Here is a 5,412-nt window from a genome sequence, read left to right as displayed (position 1 = left end):
GCGGTCCACTGTGGCGGCAAGCGGCACCATGCGTGCACGCCGGCGCAGTGCTGCAGGAACGTAGGCGACAGCGCCGACCGCGCCAGGTAGCGGCGCTCGGCGGCTTCGTTCTGCACCAGCCTGAGCAGGGCAGTAGCCGAGCCATCCAGGATCAACTGGGTGACCAGGGCATTCATCAGTGGCGGTGCCATCAGGTTGACTGCGCGCAGCGCGTCCAGCACGCCCTGGCGTGACACGCCGTCGGGCAGGTGGACGAAGCCGGTGTGCAGGCCCGGGCTCAGGCACTTGGACAAGGTGGAGATGTAGCAGGTGTGCCGCGGCGCCAGCAGGGCGAGCGGGGCAGGGGCATCGTCGACCAGCAGCCAGTACGGGTCGTCTTCGATGAGGCGCAGATCCTGTGCGCGCAACACGTCAGCCAGCGCTCTCCGGCGCGCTTCGGGCACGGTATGGGCGGTGGGGTTCTGCGCGGTCGGGTTGAGGTAGACCACCTTCGCGCCGGTGGCCCGCGCCTGCCGACGCAGCGCATCCGGGCGCATGCCGTGTTCGTCGCATGCCACTACCTGGAGCTTGCGTTGCAGTACCCGCGCCGCATGCAGCAGGCCGGGATAGACCCGCGGTTCGCACAGGATCGTGTCGCCGGCCTCGGTGAGTGCCAGCAGCAGCGCCGACAATGCAGCCTGCGCGCCTTCGGTCACCACCAGCCGATCGCTGTCCACCTTGCCCAACATCGGTTTGAGCCACTGCTGCGCGGCCAGATGATCGGCGCGGCTGCCGCCGCCGACGTGGTAGGTCATCAGGTTGCCGGCATCGCTGCGGGTGAGCACCGTGGACAGGCCACGCCGCAGCATGTCGGCCACCTCGCCGCCGGGCGGGGTCGGCGGCAGGTTCATGCTCAGGTCCACAAGTTGGTCCAGCGCCACCTGGGGTGGGGCGACGAACGAGCCCAGTGGTCCGCGTGCGTCGATCAAGCCACGCTTGCGCGCCTCGTTGAACGCGCGGGTGACCGTGGTGAGGTCCACGCCGAGGTCGTTGGCCAGTGCGCGCTGCGCGGGCAGGCGTTGGCCGGGACGCAGCGCGCCGGACCGCACGGCGCGTTCGAGCGCCTGCACGATACGCAGGTACACCGGCCCGTGCCCGTCGGCGATGAGGCTGCTCCACGCGGGGCTGTCGGCTTGCATCGGCGCATCTTACGCCGCGCCGCGCAGGCGCCTGCGACAGTGTGTCGCATCATGTATGGATCATGTCGTTGCCTAACGTACGCGGCKGCGGCGGGCACCCCCCATGCATATCGGTCATGCAGGGGGTTGTCCGCCACTTTTCATGATCCGGGCCGCCCGGCCCGGCACTGCGTTGGAAGGGCCGTCCCGCATGATCCCCGTTACTCAACCTGCTCGCCGCGCCCCGTTGGCCGGTCGAGCCCGCGCCGGACGCTGGTCCGGCCTGGCAGCGCTGCTGCCCCTGCTCACCGGGTGCACCTCCCTGGAGCTGTTCAATCCCATGGGCAGCATCGCCGAACAGGAGATGCAGCTGATCCTGGTCTGCACCGGCCTGATGCTGCTGGTGGTGATTCCGGTGATCCTGCTCACGCTGTACTTCGCCTGGCGTTACCGTGCGTCCAACACGAATGCCACCTACGCGCCCGACTGGTCGCATTCCACCGCGATCGAGGTCGTCATCTGGACCATCCCGTGCCTGAYCATCGTGGTGCTGGCGGTGCTGATCTGGAAGAGCACCCACGCGCTGGACCCGTACAGGCCGATTGAATCGGACAAGGCGCCGCTGCGTGTGGAAGTGGTGGCGTTGAACTGGAAGTGGTTGTTCATTTACCCCGACCACAACGTGGCCACGGTCAACGAGCTGGTGATGCCGGTCGATACGCCGGTTGCGTTCAAGCTGACCTCCGAGTCGATGATGAACGCCTTTTTCGTGCCGCAGCTGGGCAGCATGGTCTACACCATGGCCGGCATGCAGACCCGCCTGCACCTGATCGGGCACACCCCGGGCACCTACGCGGGAATGTCCTCGGCTTACAGCGGCGCCGGCTTCTCGGACATGAAGTTCCCGGCACGGGTGGTCACCGAAGCCGATTTCGCCCGCTGGCTGGCGCAGGCCCGCAGCAGTGGCGACCACCTCGGCGCCACCCGCCTGGCCGAACTGGAAACGCCTACCCACGGCTCGCCGCTGCTGCACTTCGGTGCGGTGGATACCGGGTTGTTCGACAGCATCGTGCGTCGCCACGGCGGCATGCCCGATGACGAGATCTGCCTGCCGGGCGAAGCACCCGGGGCGAAAACCCAACTGGTGAGCCTGGCCGCGCCTGCCGCCAGCCGTACCGCGGAGAACTGATTGTGCTTGGAAAGTTGAACCTCGAAGCGATTCCCTACCACGACCCGATCATCATGTCGGCACTGGCCGGGTCGCTGCTGCTCGGCGTGGCGATCATCGCGGCGATCACCTACTTCAAGAAGTGGGGCTACCTGTGGACCGAGTGGATCACCTCGGTGGACCACAAGAAGATCGGCGTGATGTACATCCTGCTGGCCCTGGTCATGCTGGTGCGCGGCTTCGCCGATGCGCTGATGATGCGCGCCCAGCAGGCCATCGCCGCCAATGACAGCGCCGGCTACCTGCCGCCGGAACACTACGACCAGATATTCACCGCGCACGGGGTGATCATGATCTTCTTCGTGGCGACCCCGCTCATCGTTGGCCTGATGAACATCGTGGTGCCGTTGCAGATCGGCGCGCGCGACGTGGCCTTCCCGTTCGTCAACTCGCTCAGCTTCTGGCTGTCGGCGGTGGGCGCGGTGCTGGTGATGCTGTCCATGTTCGTCGGCGACTTCGCCGCCACCGGCTGGGTGGCCTATCCGCCGCTGTCGGGCATCGAGTACAGCCCCACGGTGGGCGTGGACTACTACATCTGGTCACTGCAGGTATCGGGCATCGGCACCACGCTGACCGGCCTGAACTTCATCGTCACCATCCTCAAGATGCGGGCGCCGGGCATGGACCTGATGAAGATGCCGGTGTTCACCTGGACTGCACTGATCACCAACATCCTGATCGTGGCGATCTTCCCGGTGCTGACCGCCACCCTGGTGCTGCTGAGCATGGACCGTTACTTCGGCATGCACTTCTTCACCAACGATGCCGGCGGCAACGCCATGATGTACGTCAACCTGATCTGGATCTGGGGCCACCCGGAAGTCTACGTGCTGATCCTGCCGTGCTTCGGTGCGTTCTCCGAGATCATCGCCACCTTCTCGGGCAAGCCGCTGTTCGGCTACCGCTCGATGGTGTACGCCACCTGTTCGATCGGCGTGCTGTCGTTCTTCGTCTGGCTGCACCACTTCTTCACCATGGGCTCGGGCGCGAACGTCAACGCGTTCTTCGGCATCATGACCTCGATCATCTCCATCCCCACCGGGGTGAAACTGTTCAACTGGCTGTTCACCATGTACCGCGGCCGCATCCGTTACCACTCCTCGACGATGTGGACGATCGGCTTCATGGTCACCTTCGCGCTGGGCGGCATGACCGGTGTGATGCTGGCCATTCCGGGTGCGGATTTCGTGTTGCACAACAGCCTGTTCCTGATCGCGCACTTCCATAACGTGATCATCGGCGGCGTGGTGTTCGGCTGCCTGGCCGGTATCACCTTCTGGTTCCCGAAGGCGTTCGGTTTCACCCTCAATGAGCGCTTGGGCAAGGTGTCGTTCTGGTGCTGGCTGGTTGGTTTCTACCTGGCCTTCATGCCGCTGTACGTGCTGGGCTTCAAGGGGATGACACGGCGCATGAACCACTACGCGGTCGAGGGTTACCAGCCGTGGTTGATCGTGGCGGCCATCGGCGCACTGGTGATCGCCGCCGGCATCGCGGCGATGTTCATCCAGTTCTACGTGAGTGTCCGCGACCGCAAGGCCAACCTGGACCTCACCGGCGACCCGTGGAATGCACGCAGCCTGGAGTGGGCCACATCCTCGCCACCGCCGTTCTACAACTTCGCCACGCTGCCCTCGATCACCTCGCTGGAGCAGCACTGGGACGACAAGCAGCAGGGGCGCGCCTGGCAGCGCCAGGCCACGTACGAGGACATCCATATGCCGCGCAATACCGCCGCCGGCGTGGTGATCTCGGTGTTCAGCCTGGTGCTGTGTTTCGCCCTGGTCTGGCATATGTGGGTGCTGGCGGGGATCGGCCTGATCGGCGTGATCGCCACCTTCGTGCTGCGCTCCTATGACCGTGACGTGGACTACTACGTGCCCGCCGCCGAGGTGAAGCGCATTGAAGACGCGCACTTCGCGCGCATGGAAGGAGCCAAGGCATGAGCGGCGATACCCTGACCGCTGCCACGCAGCACGGCCCGCTTGCGGCCGGTCATCACGACCACGGCCACGCGCACCACGACGACGGCAGCAAGACCATCGTGGGCTTCTGGATGTACCTGATGGGCGACTGCCTGATCTTCGCGGTGCTGTTCGCCACCTTTGGTGTCCTGCTCAACGGAACGGCCGATGGCCCCAGCGGCAAGGAACTGTTCAAGCTCGGCTTCGTGCTGGCCGAGACGGTCCTGCTGCTGCTCAGCAGCTTCACCTTCGGCGTGGCGATGCTGGGCATGCAGGCGGGCAAGCGCAACCAGGTGGTGGGCTGGCTGGCGATGACCGGCCTGCTCGGCGCGGGCTTCATCGGCATGGAGCTCTATGAGTTCGCCGAGCTGATCCATGAAGGTGCCACCCCGGATGTGAGCGCCTACCTGTCGGCGTACTTCACCCTGGTGGCCACCCACGGCCTGCACGTCAGCTTCGGCCTGCTGTGGCTGGCGATCATGATCCACCAGGTGCTGAAGTTCGGCCTGGATGGCGTGGTCCGCCGCCGGCTGGCCTGCCTGAGCCTGTTCTGGCACTTCCTGGATCTGATCTGGATCTGTGTGTTCACCTTCGTCTACCTGAGGGAGTTTGTATGAGCGCGAACGCGCCTGATGCCGATCACGGCGGCGGCCATGCCACCTTGAAGGGCTATATCCTCGGCCTGCTGCTGTGCGTGGTGCTCACCGGCGCCTCGTTCGGCGTGGTCATGACCGATCTGGTGCCGCAGCCACTGCGCCTGACCGCCATCGTGGTGCTGTGCGTGGTGCAGCTGGTCGCCCAGCTGGTGCTGTTCCTGCATATCGGCGCAGGCCGCAGCCAGCGCGAGAACACCGGCATCTTCCTGTGCACCGCCTTCCTGATCGCCATCGTGGTGGCCGGCTCGCTGTGGGTGATGCACAACGCCACCCAGAACATGATGCCGATGCAGCTGTGAGCAGGGCCATGAACCGATGGGTGTCCTGCCTGGGGATCGTCATGGCGCTGAGTCTTGGCGCGGCGCGCGCAGGCAATGCAACGACTGCGCCACGCGCGCGTACCGCCGTAG

Annotated in this window: 5 protein-coding genes; 4 read left to right on the top strand and 1 reads right to left on the bottom strand. The window is 65.5% G+C overall.

All coding sequences use genetic code 11. The features are described from left to right. On the bottom strand, positions 1–1,178 hold a 1,178-nt coding region (locus AC1DQP_RS15730), incomplete at its 3' end, for an aminotransferase-like domain-containing protein (RefSeq protein ID WP_478051965.1). A gap of 190 nt (positions 1,179–1,368) precedes the next feature. Here AC1DQP_RS15730 and cyoA point away from each other — a divergent pair. From cyoA to cyoD, 4 genes are read left to right on the top strand one after another with little or no spacing between them, the layout of a single operon-like run. After that, entirely contained in the window at positions 1,369–2,346 is a 978-nt protein-coding gene (gene cyoA / locus AC1DQP_RS15725) for a ubiquinol oxidase subunit II (protein WP_478051964.1), read from the top strand. 2 nt (positions 2,347–2,348) lie between these two features. Then, entirely contained in the window at positions 2,349–4,328 is a 1,980-nt protein-coding gene (cyoB, locus tag AC1DQP_RS15720; protein ID WP_478051963.1) for a cytochrome o ubiquinol oxidase subunit I, read from the top strand. After that, positions 4,325–4,963: a cytochrome o ubiquinol oxidase subunit III gene (gene cyoC, locus AC1DQP_RS15715; protein ID WP_457319057.1), complete on the top strand. Its 639-nt coding sequence runs from the start codon at positions 4,325–4,327 to the stop codon at positions 4,961–4,963. The genes cyoB and cyoC overlap by 4 nt, the downstream gene beginning before the upstream one ends. Further along, positions 4,960–5,301, top strand: coding sequence for a cytochrome o ubiquinol oxidase subunit IV (gene cyoD, locus AC1DQP_RS15710; RefSeq protein WP_478051962.1), 342 nt, complete (start codon positions 4,960–4,962; stop codon positions 5,299–5,301). The genes cyoC and cyoD overlap by 4 nt, the downstream gene beginning before the upstream one ends. The last annotated feature ends 111 nt before the right edge of the window (positions 5,302–5,412 follow it).

Source organism: Stenotrophomonas sp. P5_A8, from assembly GCF_056400545.1.
This window is presented reverse-complemented; position numbering and strand designations above follow the sequence as displayed.